Source organism: Kribbella speibonae (genome assembly GCF_004331375.1).
Taxonomy (GTDB): Bacteria; Actinomycetota; Actinomycetes; order Propionibacteriales; family Kribbellaceae; genus Kribbella; species Kribbella sindirgiensis.
The window spans coordinates 348,593-363,937 of the sequence record NZ_SJKC01000004.1; the positions used below are offsets into that span (position 1 = coordinate 348,593).

9 protein-coding genes are annotated in these 15,345 nt (G+C 69.0%); 1 reads left to right on the forward strand and 8 read right to left on the reverse strand.

Annotated features, from left to right (window positions below):
* Positions 1-90 precede the first annotated feature (90 nt).
* The 6 genes from E0H92_RS29675 to arfA form a co-directional block, all read right to left on the reverse strand.
* Positions 91-2,985, reverse strand: a complete 2,895-nt coding sequence (locus E0H92_RS29675; protein ID WP_131498588.1) for an ATP-binding protein — start codon at positions 2,983-2,985, stop codon at positions 91-93.
* 82 nt (positions 2,986-3,067) lie between these two features.
* Positions 3,068-4,480, reverse strand: coding sequence for a maltokinase N-terminal cap-like domain-containing protein (locus tag E0H92_RS29680; RefSeq protein WP_131463671.1), 1,413 nt, complete (start codon positions 4,478-4,480; stop codon positions 3,068-3,070).
* On the reverse strand, positions 4,481-6,214 hold the full coding sequence (gene treS / locus E0H92_RS29685) for a maltose alpha-D-glucosyltransferase (protein WP_131291557.1): 1,734 nt from the start codon (positions 6,212-6,214) through the stop codon (positions 4,481-4,483).
* Between the two features lie 565 nt (positions 6,215-6,779).
* Positions 6,780-6,995 carry a hypothetical protein gene (locus E0H92_RS29690; RefSeq protein WP_131498589.1) on the reverse strand — a complete coding sequence of 72 codons (216 nt, stop codon included), beginning with the start codon at positions 6,993-6,995 and terminating at the stop codon, positions 6,780-6,782.
* Positions 6,996-7,009: 14 nt separating this feature from the next.
* Positions 7,010-7,330: a sunset domain-containing protein gene (locus tag E0H92_RS45825; protein WP_131498590.1), complete on the reverse strand. Its 321-nt coding sequence runs from the start codon at positions 7,328-7,330 to the stop codon at positions 7,010-7,012.
* A gap of 413 nt (positions 7,331-7,743) precedes the next feature.
* Positions 7,744-8,856, reverse strand: a complete 1,113-nt coding sequence (arfA, locus tag E0H92_RS29700; RefSeq protein WP_238173659.1) for a channel-forming protein ArfA/OmpATb — start codon at positions 8,854-8,856, stop codon at positions 7,744-7,746.
* A gap of 221 nt (positions 8,857-9,077) precedes the next feature.
* On the opposite strand from arfA, the gene E0H92_RS29705 reads away from it, so the two are divergent.
* Positions 9,078-9,623 (forward strand): winged helix-turn-helix domain-containing protein, encoded by a 546-nt coding sequence (locus E0H92_RS29705; protein WP_131498591.1) that lies wholly within the window; start codon positions 9,078-9,080, stop codon positions 9,621-9,623.
* Between the two features lie 18 nt (positions 9,624-9,641).
* Here E0H92_RS29705 and E0H92_RS29710 read toward each other — a convergent pair whose 3' ends face one another.
* Together E0H92_RS29710 and E0H92_RS29715 are read right to left on the reverse strand one after the other, a co-directional pair.
* Entirely contained in the window at positions 9,642-10,604 is a 963-nt protein-coding gene (locus E0H92_RS29710) for a type IV toxin-antitoxin system AbiEi family antitoxin domain-containing protein (RefSeq protein ID WP_165550100.1), read from the reverse strand.
* Between the two features lie 171 nt (positions 10,605-10,775).
* Positions 10,776-15,128 carry a S8 family serine peptidase gene (locus E0H92_RS29715; RefSeq protein ID WP_238152879.1) on the reverse strand — a complete coding sequence of 1,451 codons (4,353 nt, stop codon included), beginning with the start codon at positions 15,126-15,128 and terminating at the stop codon, positions 10,776-10,778.
* Between the last annotated feature and the right edge of the window lie 217 nt (positions 15,129-15,345).

Below are 15,345 nucleotides of genomic sequence, written 5' to 3' on the forward strand. Positions count from 1 at the left end.
AGCTTCACGCTCTCCCATGAACCCCATCCTGCCCGATCCCTACGCCATTCACCGCAACCCCGTACCCGTCGAGTCCCGAAGTACACAAACTCAATCGCTCAACGCAGCGCGAACGGTGTCGAGACGGGTGCTGTAGCGGGGCCAGGCGAAGCCGGTTTTGGTGTAGGACGAGGTGGTTTCGGTGACGAGGGTGGTGGCGTGGGCGCGGTTGCCTTGGGCGAGTGCGAGGGCGGCGGCGACTGCGCGTGCGGCGAGCCAGGACGTGCTGTGGTCGGGGGTTTCCGCGAAGACCGCGTCGAGGAGGCTGGCCGCTTCGTCGAGTTCGCCCTGCAGGACCAGGAGGTCGGCCAGGTCGATGTACGCGTGCGTGACGCCGGTGTCGTCCGCGATCGCGTACTCGACCGCGGAGCGCAGGAACTTCTCCCCCTCGTCGAGATCTCCGCGGGCGATCGCGACGAGGCCGCGGATCACGTCGTTGAGCGGCAGGATCTGCCGGTCGTCGAGGCGCCGCGCGTAGTGGTCGGACTCGGTGGCCGCCTGCAACGCGTCGTCGTACCGCTCCAGGCCGACCAGTGCGCCGGCCAGGTTGCTGAGGCCGCGGGAGAGTCCGTGCTCGTCGCCGTACTCGCGATCCGCGACGATGCACGTCTCGTAGCACTCGAGTGCCTTGGCCGGTTGGCCTGTGTAGACATACAGCGTGCCGAGCGCGTCCGTGCACGCCGACAGCCTGCGCTCGTGCTGCGGCGACGTCTGCGCCAGGGCCTGACCGGCGAGCAACGGTGTGAAGGCGTCCCGGAGATGACCGCGTTCGATCTCCACGATGCTGCGGTAGTAGAGCGCGGTCAGCGTGAGCGTGTCGTCGTCCTGTGTCCGTGCGAGCGCCTCGGCCGTGGTCAACGACTCCGCGGCCTGGTCGAACTGGCCGCACATCGTCAGCACGAAGCCGTGATTGCTCAGCGCGGTGACCCGTTCAGCCGTGGTCGCACCGGGCGCATCCGCGAGCGCGTCGAGGTGCCGAGCCGCTTCGGCGTACAGGCCGCGGATCAGCCAGGGGGTATGCAGCGCGAGTGCCAGCCGCAGCCCGAGGACCGCGCGGTCCGTCCCCGGGGCGCGATCCAGTACGTCGAGCAGGTTCGGCCACTCGCCGAAGACCTCGGTCACGGACTCGGCCGACGCGAAGTCGTCGTCAGCGCGGCCGACCGCCTCGACGAAGCCGACTGCCCACTCCAGCTGCGCCGTCCGCACCAACTCGGTCTCGCCGGCCTCCTCGAGCTTTCCGAGCGCATAGTCGCGCACGGTCTCCAGCAGCCGGAACCGCCGTCCGTTGACGGCCTCGACCGTCAACAGACTCCGGTCCGCCAGCTCGGTGAGCGCGGGTGCCACGTCGCGGGGATCGACCGCGACCTGTTCCGCCGCTTCCAGGGTGAACCCACCCGCGAACACCGCGATCCGGCGCAGTACGGCGCGCTCCGCGTCACTGAGGAGCTGGTGGCTCCAGTCAAGTGCCGCGACCAGACTCGCGTGCCGGAGCTGCGCATCCCGCGCGCCGGCGACCAGCAACCGCATCCGGTCGGCCAGCCGCTTGGTCAGCTGCGGCACGGTCAGGGTCCGTGTGAGACCAGCAGCGAGCTCGATACCGAGCGGGTAGCGGTCGACCGCCGTACAGATGGCCGCAACCTGCTCCGGGTCGGCTCCCTGCGCATCGGCGGCGGACCGTTCACCGAACAGCCGGGCCGCGTCCAGCGGGTCCAGCGGCCGCATCGGCCGGATGTCCTCGTTCGCCAGCTGCAAGGGCCGCTGTGACGTGACCAGAACGGTCAGCGCAGGCGCCCGCTGCAACAACGCGGCCACGACCTCCGCCGTCTGCTCGACCAGGTGCTCGGCGTTGTCGATCACGAGCACCGACCCGTCCAGCGCCGCCGCAGCCGCGCCCAGCGGATCGTGCCCGCCCGCATCGTCACCCGCAATCGCTTCCAGTACGGCGCTCTCACGCTGCAACGGCGCCAGCTCGACCAGCCGTACGCCCCGACCTGCCACCGTCCGCGCTGCCTCGAACGCGAGCCGGGACTTCCCGCTCCCCGGACCGCCCGTCAACGTGACCAGACCGGGCTCGCTGAGCCGTTCTGCCAGCGACGCCAGCTCCTTGTGCCGGCCGACGAAGCTGGTCATCGGAGCCGGCAGCTTGACCGTTGGCGCAGGGGCAGGGGCAGGGGCCGCGACGGCTTGGGGGAGCAGGGCAGGGTCCTGGCGGAGCAGGCGCAGCTCCATCGCGGCAGTGTCGGGGGCGGGATCCACACCGAGCTCATCGGCCAGCCGGCTCCGCAGCGTTGCCAGCCGCGTCAGAGCGTCGGCCTGCCGACCGGTGCGGTAGAGCGAGAGAGCCAGCAGGCACCAGAGCCGTTCGTGCAAAGGGTTCTCGGCCGCAAGAGCCTCCAGCTCGCGCGCGGCCTCGGCGGCATGTCCGAGAGCGAGTTCCGCGTCCAGCCGCTCGACCTGCAGCGCCAGCCGCCACGCGTCCAGTTGCTCGCCCTCCGCCACGGCGTACGGGACCGTGCGCAGATCAGCCAGCGACGGCCCCCGCCACTGCGCGAGCGCGGCCTGCGCCGTCGTACGTACGGCGAAGTGGTCGCCGGACCGCACCGCCGCATGCATCTGCTCGGCTGCCGCACGGGCCGCGTTCAGGTCGGTCAGCCGGGCCGCGAGCGCGTAGCCGCCGTTGACCCGGACCAGCGCCTCAGGGGCGTCGATCGCCCCGCGCAAACGGGACGCGAGCACCCGCAACCGCTCCGTCGGGCGGGCCAGGTCGACGTCGCCCCACAGGTCGGTCGCCAACCGGTGGTCCGGTACGGACAGCCCGCCGGCCAGCGCGAGCCGGACCAGCAGCGCGCGCTCCAGCGGACGGTCGACCGCGACCGGATTGCCCCCGAGCCGGACCGCGAGAGGCCCTAGGACAAGGACCTCTAACTGTGGTGACTCGGGCGACATACCCGAAAGTATTGCAGTGAGCGTTCACAAGCGCTCTGTAATTCTCAGCCCCGAGAGGATTACTTGGTTGAGATTTGGGGTATCACTGTTCGGCCAACTGCGCGGCAGCCGCCAGCGGGATCGGCAGCCAGCTCGGGCGGTTGCGGGCGTCGTACAGGACCTCGTAGATCACCTTGTCGGCCAGGAACGCGTTCAGCAGTACGCCGTGCTCGCGCGGATCGGCGCCCGCGACCTCGGCGTACCCGTCGCAGAAGGCCTGCTGGTTGCGGGTCGTCCACTCGGCCGCGCGGTACGCGATCTGCTGGTCGCCCTGATGATCGGCCAGCAGCGACCGGGCCGCGTAGTCGAACGAGCGCAGCATCCCGGCGATGTCCTTCACCTCGGTGTCCAGCGCCCGCCGCTCGACCAGCGACTTGGCCGGCTCGCCCTCGAAGTCGATCAGCTTCCAGCCGTCGATGGTGCGCAACACCTGACCGAGATGGAAGTCGCCGTGGATCCGCTGCACCGTCACCGGCTGGTCGTACGCCGCCAGCGCGTCGAACGCCCGCGCCAGACCGCCGGCGTACGGCGTGAGCTCCGGGATCGCGGCAGCGGCCTTGTCGAGCCGGCGCCGCATCGCGTCCGCGTGCTCGACCAGCTTCGCCGGCTCCCACACGTCGGTGCCGAGCGCCTTCGCCAGCTCCGAGTGCACCTGCGCCGTACTCGCGCCGAGCCGGTGCGACTCGGCGGCGAAGTCACCGCCGACCTCCTCGGCGTGCAGGTCGGCCTCGGCGTACAGGTCCCGTACCGACGAGGTCGCGAACGTCCAGCCGTCGGTCGCGTTCTTCTGGAACGCCGTCATCATCGCCAGCTCGCCGCTGTCGGTACCGCCGCCCGCGCGCGGCCACCGGCCCCGCGCGGACCCCAGCACCTCCGGGACCAGGTCGGACCCGGACTCGGTGAGCGCCGACTCGATCTCGACCCCGGGGTTGCTCCCGGGCTCGAGCCGGCGGAACACCTTCAGGAGCGCGACGTCGCCGAACACCAGCGACGTGTTGCTCTGCTCGACCGTCAGTACCAGCGACTGCGCGTCCTCCGGTACCTCGATCGATCCCTCCGGCGCCTGGACGGGATGGAACTCCAGCCCGTCCAGCTGCCGTCCGTGCGTGAGCCCGTCCAGCCAATACGGCGTCGCTTCCTTGTCGTGCAGCGCGTCGTACACCCAGACCTCGGTGTCGCCGAGGTCCGGTTCGGTCCACTCACCGACCAGCGCGTGGCCGAGGTTCTCGACCGGGGCGCGGTGGTAGCTGAGCGGCAGCTGGTACACCCGGATCGGGGATTCCGCCCCGGGTGGACCCGCACAGTAGACGAACCCGATCCGGACCGCCGGCCAGGCGTCCGCGTCCGACAGCCACGTCGACGTGGCCACCGCTTCGACGTGAACGTCGTGTCCCTTCTCCCCGAACCACCTCTGGCTCGCGCAGAAGGACTGGACCTGGTCCAGATGGGAAGTCACTTAAATGCTCTCCTCATGCTTTTCCGGCTGGGCTTCCGGCTTCGTCACCGGCAGCCGGAACCAGTAGAAACCGTGCGCGCCGAGGGTCAGAAGGTAGGGCAACTCGCCGATCGTGGGGAAGTGCACACCGCCGAGAAGTTCGATCGGCTCCACGCCCTGCCACTGCCGCAGGTCCAGCTCGATCGGCTGCGGGAACCTCGACAGGTTGTTCACGCACAGCACCACGTCGTCGCCGAACTCCCGGACGTACGACAGCACGCTCGGGTTGGAGCCGCCCAGGTCCGTGAACGTGCCCATACCGAACGACGGGTGCTGCTTGCGGGTCTGGATCATCCGCCGGGTCCAGTGCAGCAGCGACGAGGCGTTCTCCATCTCGGCCTCGACGTTCACCGCCTGGAAACCGTAGACCGGGTCCATGATCACCGGCAGGCTGAGCTTGCCCGGTGTCGCGGTCGAGAACGAGGCGTTGCGGTCCGGGGACCACTGCATCGGGGTGCGGACACCGTCCCGGTCGCCCAGCCAGATGTTGTCGCCCATACCGATCTCGTCGCCGTAGTACAGGATCGGGGAGCCCGGCAGGCTGAGCAGCAGCGCGGTGAACAACTCCATCTTGTTGGTGTCGTTGTCCAGCAGCGGTGCGAGGCGGCGGCGGATGCCGATGTTCGCCTTCATCCGCGGGTCCTGCGCGTACTCGCCCCACATGTAGTCGCGCTCTTCGTCGCTGACCATCTCGAGGGTGAGTTCGTCGTGGTTGCGCAGGAAGATGCCCCACTGGCAGGTGTCCGGGATCTCCGGCGTCTGCGCCAGGATCTCCGAGATCGGGAACCGCGACTCGCGGCGTACCCCCATGAAGATGCGCGGCATCACCGGGAAGTGGAACGCCATCTGGCACTCGTCGCCGCCGGAGTCCCGGTCGCCGAAGTACTCGACCACGTCGGCCGGCCACTGGTTCGCCTCGCAGAGCAGGACGCGGTCCTCGTAGTTCGCGTCCACCTCCTTGCGGACCCGCTTCAGGAACTCGTGGGTGCGCGGCAGGTTCTCGCAGTTCGTGCCGTCGACCTCGAACAGGTACGGCACGGCGTCCAGCCGGAAACCGTCGACGCCCAGGTCGAGCCAGAACTTCAGCGCCTCGATCATCGCGTCGCCGACGGCCGGGTTCTCGAAGTTCAGGTCCGGCTGGTTCGAGTAGAACCGGTGCCAGAAGTACTGGCCGCGGACCGGGTCCCAGGTCCAGTTCGAGGACTCGGTGTCGACGAAGATGATGCGCGCGTCGGCGTACTTCTCGTCGGTGTCCGACCACACGTAGAAGTCGCCGTACGGACCCTCGGGGTCCTCCCGCGACGCCTGGAACCAGGGGTGCTGGTCCGAGGTGTGGTTCATGACGAAGTCGACGATCACCCGGATGCCGCGGGCGTGCGCCTGCTGCAGGAACTCCGCGAAGTCGGCGACCGTCCCGATCTCCGGCATCACCTCGGTGTAGTGCGAGATGTCGTAGCCGCCGTCGCGCAAGGGCGACGGGTAGAACGGAGGTAACCAAAGACAGTCGACACCGAGCCACTCGAGATAGTCGAGTTTCTCGGTCAGGCCTTGCAGGTCGCCGATGCCGTCGGCGTTGGAGTCCTTGAAGGACCGCACGAGGACCTCGTAGAAGACGGCCCGCTTGAACCACAGCGGGTCACTCTTCGTCAGTCCGTGGTGCTGCTCCGGCAGCATATCGGTCACGCTCACCTCCATCAGGTGTCTCTGAACCTAAGTTCCCGTACCCCGTTCGGGCGCACCTAAAAGGGGAGGGCAGTGCGTTGAGCCCGGACAACTCCCGGGGGTACTGCGGTGATGTGGTGACGCCGTCGGCCGGACGGGTCCGCAAGGCGTTCCGCACAGTCTGGCGGCCCTTTGCCAGTACAAGCAAATAGGCCACGCGCTCAGCCCGTACTGCGATTCGATGACGGCCGCCCCAACAGCCGTTCTACGGCGGCACACTCACCGCCGCGACAGCCGTCCTACCGCGGCGCGTTCACCGCCGCGGCGACCGCTCCTCCCGCTGCTTCCCAGCCTGCTGCCCAGCCCCACCACGCCCACCACCACGCCGATACCGCCGCATCAGCCCGCGCACATTCACCGACTTCAGCCCCGGATACGCCTCATCCGCATTAACGTTGCGCCCCTCCTGGCCTTCGCCGGGGAGAATCACAGCATCAGGCTCCAACGGCTCCGACCCACCGGTTTCCACAGCGCCATCGTGCGGCATTCCGCCTCCTGCAGGGTGTCGGTCTGTTGTGATCGTAGGTCGCTGCCGGGGTCAGCTCTCGGGGACGTCGACGTCGATGACGAGTTGGTCGGGGGCGCCGGAATCGGCTACTACGAGGGCTATCTGGATGCGGAGGTCTTCGAGGGAGGACTCGCGGGTGGCGCCTTCTCCGGAGACGAAGATGTCCGGGGTGAGGGCGGCCTCGGCGATCCAGGTGCCGTCCTCGTCCTCGCCGACGATGTAGGGCAGGTGTAGCTGACGTCGCAACGTGTCTCCCAGGGTCAGTCGCGCGGATCCGCGGCCTTGCGCGGACGGCGGGTGTACTTGGTGAAGCCGGCCCGCTCGGCGTCGGCCTCCGTGCGGAACCAGACCTCGGGCTTGGTGCGGCCGTAGTACGGCGATTCAGGGGTGTGGAAGAGCATCGACTGCGCGTTCCCCTTGATCGTGAACCCGTCCGGCGGCCCTTGATGCGGCACGGCGTCGGCCGAACCTTCGCCGTACCGCCCAGTTGGTACGTCGTTGGGCGCGTCCGGTATCACGTCAGCGGCCGGTTGGATGTGGTCGAACAGCGTCTGCTCCCCACCCATCAACTGCGAAAACACCGGCTGCTCAACCCGATCCGCCTCGGCAGGACCTGCAGGATCCGCCGGGGCTGCTGGTGCTGGGGGAGTTACCGGGGCTGGGGTGGGCTCAGGCGCCGGGGGCGGCTGGGGCAGGTCGTCTGTTGGTGTGGCTGGGGTCGGGTGTGGTGGCTGGGGGTTGGTGCCGGCCGGCTGGTGGACCGGGGCGGGGGTTGCGGGGGTGGGGCGGCGGCGGTCGAGGAGGCGCCAGGTGATGGCTGCGCCTACCAGGAACGCGAGGGCGGACCCCAGCCAGTTGTCTCTCAGTAGCCAGCTCATCAGCGCGCCCCTCGGGCCGAGTGGCGGACGAGGCGGTGCACCAGCCAGGCGGCGGCGCTGCCCAGTACGAACGCGACCAGCAGCAGAATCCAGGTCTCGGCGATCAGCCAGCTCATTCAGTTCCCCTGAACTACTCGGATCTCGGCGCGGCGGTTCGCGACCCGCCCGGCGCCGGTGGCGTTGGATGCGATCGGGAACGCCTCGCCGTACCCGTGCGCGAGGATCCGCTCCGCGCCGACCCCGAGCCGCACCAGTTCGGCCTTCAGCGCGGCCGCCCGGCGCTCGGACAGCGGCAGGCTGGTCGCGGTCGAGCCGAGGTTGTCGGTGTGACCGGCCACCTCGACGCGCACCGTCGTACACGACTTGAGGACGGCGGCGGCCTTCACCACGGCCGGTTTCGACGCGTTGTTCACGATCGACGTACCGGACAGGAAATTGATCGGGTACTGCCGGCTGAACTCGGCCAACCGGCTCGGGAAGGTACGGCACGGCTCACTGACCACGCTCTTAGCCGGCGCCGGAAGCGCCAGCTCGTCCGCGATCACCGCACCCGGTACGGCGGCCGCGGCGGCCCGGCCGATGGTCGCCTTCGTCGCCTGGTCCGGCACCTCACCGGACAGCGTCACGGTTTCCCCGTCGTACCGCACCGAGGCGTCACCGCCGCCGATCGCGAGCGCCCGCAGCAGCGCGGACAGCGTCGCTGCGTCGGCGAGCCCGTTCGCGGCGTCGATCGTGGTGCGGTCGTCGTACTCACGGCCCTCGCCGAGCAACTGCTCCACCTCGGCGGCGATCGCGTCCTTGACCGCCTGACTGCGCACCGGCGCCTGCACCCGGATCGACCGATCCGTCCGCCCGACCTCGAACGCCGGTACGTCGGAACGCTCCGGCGTACTGCTACTGGTCGGACCAGGTGTCGGCGCAGGCGTCGGCGTAGCGCCGGCCTGCCCGTTCACGAGCTCCACGGACCGTACGCCGTCGACGCCGGACACAACCTCCCGGACCACGGCCGGATCCACTCCGGACGGCACGGTGATCCGCGCGTTCCGGCCGTCGAAGTCGACGAAGCCGCCTTCGATACCGCGCGCCTTCAGTGCGGCTGTGGTGCGTTCGCGGAGATCGTCCTCGGTGGTGCCGGCCCGCGCCGGAATCAGCACAGCCGTCAGCAGTACGGGAACTGCGAGGGCCGCGAGCAACCAGATGACGAGCGGCCGTCGAACGAGACCGGGCACTGTTCCTCCGTGGATGCGGTCAGAGTGACCGTGCGCCAGGAGACTACTCCGCTTGGCGGGCCGATCGCACACCTGTCCGGGGAGCGTCGCGAGGTTTTGCCTGTCCTGTCTCGGACAGGACGCATATGTGCCAGCCCTGCGGGCCGTGAATCCCTTGACTTAGTTCGCGTCGTGAACCGTACTTAGTGCTGGCCGGTTCGACTGGGAGGGGCGAGCTTGTGATGCCGATCGAGAGGCCGTCCGATGCGTCGTTGGTGATCGGCGTGGCCGCGTCCACGGCCGAACGGGTACATCTGGCCCGTCTGCTGGGCGGTGCCGACGCACTTCTGCTGGTGTCGAACGCCGACCAGGCTCGAGCCTTCTTGGAGCTGACCGGTGTCACAGTCGCGCCAACCGCGGCGGTCGACGTACAGGCTGTGCCGACCGTGGCTGCGGCTGCGGAGCGGCGGATGCAGGCGGTGCGCGAACCTGAGCCGGTCGCCGAGCTGCGCCTCGACGTCGACCGCCGGGTGGTCCGCTGGAAGGACCGCGAAATGCCGCTGACCCGGCTGGAGCACGACTTCCTGCACTGTCTGGTCGCGGAACCCGGCCGGGTGTGGACGTACCAGCGCCTGCATCACGCGGTCTGGGGCAACGAGCACCTCGGCCACGGCTCGCACATCCACTCGGTCGTCAAACGCCTCCGCCAGAAACTCGCCAACCTCGGCGCCACCGTCACCATCCACGCCGTCCGAGGCGTCGGCTTCCACCTCCTCCCCACCACCTGAACTGGGGAAATAAACAGGTCATTTCAGGTGCGCTACATTCCCCAACCCGATCGGACACGCCGGGCAGCAGGGGGTGGGGACGCCGGGCCAGCCTCGGGCGCGGAGGACCGTGGCGACCTGGATCGCCGCACCACAGGGATCATTCACGATCTGATAACCGAACCGAAGCGTCGCCTGCGCCGACATCAACGCCGCGTTGTCCCTCGTCATATCGCGCCAGCGCGAGCGGGCGTCCTCATGTCCCGCACGACCGTCCAGTTCGACGATCAGGCTGTAGTCGTACGTCGCATCGCGGTAGACCACACCGCCCTCGCCTGCGACCCGGACCTGTCGCCGAGCGGCTGGAAGCCCGTGCGCCCGCTCGACCTTGCGCAGGTAGAAGAGTTCCAGGAACGACTGGACTCCGTCCGCGGCGTCACGTAGTACCTGGACGAGCAGACCGCGCCGGGGGAGTTGTTGCATCCGGGCCACCTCGGCGAGCAGGCGTTGTGGCGTCGTACGGCGCTGACGGCAGACGTCGAGGAGGAGCGCCGCGGCATCATCCGGCCGGGACCGCCGACTCGCGACCGTCAGCACGGCGACTTCGAGCCGAACCATCGGCAGCTCCCGCGATCCGAGCACGCGCTGGGCGAAGTCGCGAGTGCGGGTGACGACGACGCCGGCCGCACCGCGCAACCTGCGCCAGTGCGGTATCTCCAGCCGGATCACATCACCCCCGCTCCGGTCGATCCCGTACTGCCGAAGCGCGGTCTCGCCGGCCAGTGCGGCCTCCGGCCCGTACGCCAGCCAGGCCGCCCACAGCCGCGTCTCCCAGGGCACCGGACCCGAGAAATCCACGTACGCCCCGCGATACAACCGCTGTATCCGTCCCGTCCGGCACCTCGCCGCGATCGATCGGTCCGAGATCCCCGCCGCGTTCGCCTGCGCCCGGCTGAACGCCCCCAGCTGCCGCCGCACCACCTCGTCAAATTCCAGTTCCACCCCCAAGAACATGCACCAACCACCACCCCCAATTCGCCCCCGCGTCTTCCCCTGTGGACAACTCGGTTGGGGACTCCTGCCTGTCATTTCAGGTGCGTTGGATTCCCCATCCCACGGCAAAAGGGCTCGGCCCCCGGACCAGATGGTCCGGGGGCCGAGTTCGTTACTCGCTTACTTGATCGACTTCAGGGCGAAGTCTTCGGTGACGGGGGAGCCGGCGACCAGCTTGGTGGTGCGGGTCTGGGGCTTGTAGCCGTCCTTCGCGGCGATCAGGGTGAGCGGGTTGTTGCGGCGGTCGAGCCAGTACGCGTACTTACCGTCCTTGTCGGTGATGAACGTGTAGGACTGCGCCCACGAGTCCACCTGGACGATCGCGCCCGGGAGGGCGGCGGAGGCGCCGGACGAGCTGACGCCCGTGACGGTGCCCTGCAGCTTGCTCCAGGTGGTCGGCGGGGTGACGGTCATCGTCACACCGACGGCCGGGACGGAGTACGGCGTGTTCTCGCCGATCGTCACGGCACCGCTGTAGGTGCCGGGCTGGTCGACGCTCGCGGTGAGCGTGACCTTGACGGTCGTCGACTGTCCCGGGGCCAGGGTGGCCTCGGTCTGGTCGATGGACAGCCAGCTCACGTCAGCCGACGACTCGGAGCAGTCCTCGAGACCCGGCAGGGCCTCACTGTCCACTGTCGCGTTGAAGCTGCCGGACGAGCCGCCGATCTTGTAGAAGCCACACGCCGCGCCACCGCGGTACCGCGGCAGGTTGGCGTTCGGCAGTGCGGTCCAGCTCTCGGACGACGGGTCGTACGAGAACCCAGCGTTGGTGACCGCACCGGCCTGGACACCGCCGACGATCAGCAGCTTCCCGCCCGCGACGGCGTACGACGCCGCCCAGTGGTCGGCCGGAGCGTCCGCGATCGCGGTCCAGGAGTCGGCTCCCGGGTCGTACACGTACGCCGCCTTCAGCGAGTTCGTGCCGTCGTTGCCACCGGCGCAGTACAGCTTGCCGTCGATGGCACCGCAGGACGCGAACGCGACCGACTGCGGGTAGTTCGCCAGCGTCTCCCAGGCGTTCGCCGCGGCGTCGTACCGGACGACCGTGTTGCTCATCGGCAGACAGCTGGAGGTGGTGCACCCGCCGACGGCGTACAGCTTGCCGTCGAGCACGGCCTGACCGGCCGCGGCCCGCGGGGCCGGGTTGGCGGCCAGTGCGGTCCAGGCGTTGGCGGCCGGGTCGTACGACCAGGTCTCCGGCGCCGGGCCCGCTGCTCCCCAGCCGGAGCTGGCGATGATCTTGCCGCCGATCACACCGACGCTGATGGCGTTGCGAGCACCCGGAAGCGGGGCGATCGCGGTCCAGGCGAGCGTGGCCGGGTCGTACACGTAGCTGTTCCCGGTCGACGCACTACCGTTGCCACCGGCAATCGAGTAGGTCTTGCCCTCGAGGCTGACCACCCGGTTGTCCATCACGGACGCGGGGTAGTCGGCGATGTCGGCCCACGGAGCCGCCTGCGGCTTCGCGACGGCCGGCGCCGCACCGGTCTTCCCGGTCAGCATCCGGGCGAACGAGGTGTCCACGGCGAGCCGCTGCAGCGGTGCGCCGGGCCCGTTCTCCACCTGGGCCTTGGTCGTCGTGCTGCCGTTCGCGTTCTGCAGGACGAAACCGCTGTCCTTCTCACCGAACTTCACCTCGACGGGCGCGCCGCCGGTGTTCGTGACCTTGAACGACTTGGTCACCTTGCCGGTCGGCAGCTTCAGGTTGCCGGTGACACTGCCCGGCGTGACGGCCAGCTGGCCGGCCTTCAGCGTGTAGTCGGCCGTGGTCGTCCAGTCGGCCTCGACCCCGACGGTCGCGGTCGAGCTGACGTAGTTGCCGGCCTTGGCGGTGAAGCCCTGGTCGCCGTCGACGGACGAGTACAGCCAGTAGAAGCCGTCGTTCAGACCGGTGTCCTCCGGCGTCGCGACGGTCGTGGCGGACTCGCTGCTGCCGTCACGGGTGACGACCGCACCGTTCACGAAACCGCCCGTGTTGGCGTCCTTGACATTCCCGACGACGAGGCCGCCGCCGGTCGGCACACAGGTGATCTGGCTGCCGACGAGGACGTTGTCGACCTGCCACCACCATTCGTACGACGCGTTGTAGTAGTGGAACCGCACCTGGACCGCGTTCTTGCCGGCCGCCTGCGGGATCGCGATCTCCTTGACGCCGCGGGCGTCGACGGACTGCGTGAGCACGTTGCTCCAGGTGGCGCCGCCGTCGATCGACAGGTCGACGTCGCCCTTCTCGCCGCCGAGGTAGTTCAGGTCCTGGTTGAACCGGATCACCGGAGCGGTGACCGAGGTCAGGTCCACGACCGGGCTGACCAGCGACGTGTCCTGGGACCCGCCACCGCCGTACTTGTCACTGTCGATGATCGCGAACTTGCCGCTGCCACCGGCCAGGTTGCCCCGGTTGCCCGGGTCGTCGAACTTCCAGACCTGACCGTTGCCCTTGTTGTCGACGACGGTCCAGCCGCTCGGCGCGGCCCCGGAGTCGAAGGTCTCGTACACGCCGTCCGAGCCCCACTTGTACCCGGGCGCGGTGCTGCACGAGGTGCCGTCGGCCGGTACGGCGATGTTCTTCGTCAGGTTGCCCGTACCGACCGTAATCGGCTGGCTGACGGTCTGGTAACCCGGGTACTTCGACTCGACCTTGAGCGAGTACGCCGCACCGGACGGGACCTTGAGGCTGTACCGGCCGTTGCTCGGGGTCGTGTAGTCGAACACGCCACCCGGACCCTCGACCGACACCTTCGCGTACAGCGGCCAGCCGTGGCCGGAGCCGTCCGTGATGGTGCCGCCGACGCTCACCTGCGGAGTGCTCACCAGAGCGAAGTCCTTGGTGGTCGTCTGACCCGTGGTGATGGTGGCGGTGGCGGTCTGCGTCGCGTAACCGAACGACGCGACCGTCAGGTTGTAGTCGCCGGCCGGCAGGACGGACGAGAACGTGCCGTTGCTGCTGGTGGTCAGCGTCTTGTCGGGCTGGCCCGCCGCCTGCACCGTCACGCTGGCGCCGGCGAGCGCCGCACCACCGGTGGCGGCGGTGACAGTGCCGGCGAGAGTGCCGGTGTCGCCGATCGGCGCCGCGTTCAGGAGCGCCAGCGCGTCCAGACGGCCCTGACCGAAGACGTTGTTGTTCGCGTCGGTGCCGCCGCACTGGCTGTTCGGCGCGTCGATCGCGGTCGAGTTCAGCAGCGCCCGCGTCGCCGCGACGTCACCCTTGAGGGACGGCGAGGCCGACCACAGCAGCGCGATCGCGGCCGTCAGGTGCGGCGTCGCCATCGACGTACCGTTGAAGGCGCCGTACGTGTTGCCCGGCAGGCTGGAGCGGACGTTGACACCCGGGGCCGAGATGTTCGGCTTGATGGTGCCGTTCTGCCCCACGCCGCGGCCGGAGAACGACGCGATGTTGTTGTTGATGTCGTAGGCGCCGGCCGAGTAGTTGCTCGTCAGGCTGCCCGGTGAGCCGGACGTGTTGCAGCCGCCCTCACCGCTGTTGCCGTTGGCGAACGTCCCGAAGATCCCGGACGCGGTCCAGGCCAGGGTGATGTCCTCCATGAACGGGTCGTTCGACGGCAGCGTGGAGCCCCACGAGTTGTTGATGACGTTCGGCCGCTTGCTCGCGTCCGGGTTCTGCCCGGCGAGGTCGGTCGGCTCGAGCATCCACTGGCCGGACGAGATCAGCGCGGCGTCGCTCGGGCAGCAGCCGTTCGCGGCGATCCACTTCACGCCCGGGGCGACACCGATCTGGTTGCCCGCGCCGTCGTCGCCGACCATGGTGCCCATCGTGTGGGTGCCGTGGCCGTTGCCGTCGGACGGTGCGTTCGGCGAGGTGCCGGCCGCGTCGAACCAGTTGTAGTTGTGGTTGAAGGTGCCGTCACCGTTGTTGCCGCGGTACTGGTTCACCAGCGCCGGGTGGTCGTACTGCACACCGGTGTCGATGTTGGCGACGACGATGCCCTCACCCTTGTCGCCGTACTGCGACCAGACCTGGTTCGCCTTGATGTTGGCGACACCCCACTCGACGGCCTGGATCGCCTTCTCCTGCTGGCCCGGCGTGACCTTCGGTACCTCGATCTGTACGGGCGCGTACAGACCTTCGACCTCGGTGTGACCGGCCAGGTTCTGGGCGAGTTCGAGCGAGCCGCTCTCGATGCGGATCGCGTTCGTGCCCCAGAAGGACTGGTACTTCACGTGCTGCGCGTCCAGCTCGGCGCGGATCTTCGCCTGGCTGTCCGCGGCGGCCTTCTTCAGCGCCGCGGCCACGGCGGTGCCGCGCTCGTTCCAGTTGCTGATCTTGCCGGCGGCGGTCAGGTCGGCCTTGGCCGCGAACCGGACCCAGTAGTCCGTCGCGGACTTGGCGTCCTTGCCGTCCAGCTTCTCCATCAGCTCTGGCTTGATCTTGGAGGCCGGTGTGGCCTCCGGCTTGGTGGGCGGTGAAGCCTGGGCCTGGCCGGCGGCGGCCAGGCTGGTTGCGACGACTGCCACCGTCGCGAGGGCACCCACCAGTGATCTGGCGAGTCCCTTTCGTTGATGTGACATCTCTGCAGCCCCTCACTTGAACGACCCCGAGTCGACTCCCCCGAGTCATTGCTGCAGGAGGGCGCGTCCGAAACGCACCGTGCCCCCCAGGTCGCGGCATGTGACACCGCAAGCCTGTCGTGGACTTTATGTGTCAGAACAACGTGGTAACAAGCACACTTGG